Origin of the sequence: Arthrobacter halodurans, assembly GCF_041877255.1 — a bacterium.
Classification (GTDB): domain Bacteria; phylum Actinomycetota; class Actinomycetes; order Actinomycetales; family Micrococcaceae; genus Arthrobacter_N; species Arthrobacter_N halodurans.
This window is the reverse complement of sequence record NZ_JBHDLJ010000055.1, coordinates 1-207: the sequence shown is the minus strand read 5'-3', so window position 1 is coordinate 207 and position 207 is coordinate 1. Positions and strand designations below refer to the sequence as shown.

1 protein-coding gene is annotated in these 207 nt (G+C 75.4%); it reads left to right on the top strand.

Translation table 11 applies throughout. The features are described 5' to 3' along the window. A partial coding sequence (locus tag ACETWP_RS17410; RefSeq protein WP_373973545.1) for a hypothetical protein occupies positions 1–207 on the top strand: 207 nt, incomplete at both ends.

Here is a 207-nt window from a genome sequence, read left to right as displayed (position 1 = left end):
GCGAAGGCCGAGGCGATCTACGACCGCGTCCACGCCCAGGCCCAGCTCCTCAAGGACACCGCCACACCCGCCACCGGCCCCGGCGGAACCGGCCCGCACGGCACGGACCAGGGCGGCACGGACCAGGGCGGCGCGGACGTGCCCGGGGAGCGCGAGGAGCGCACGATGGACCAGCTGCGCACCGACGTGTTCGCGGACCACATGCTC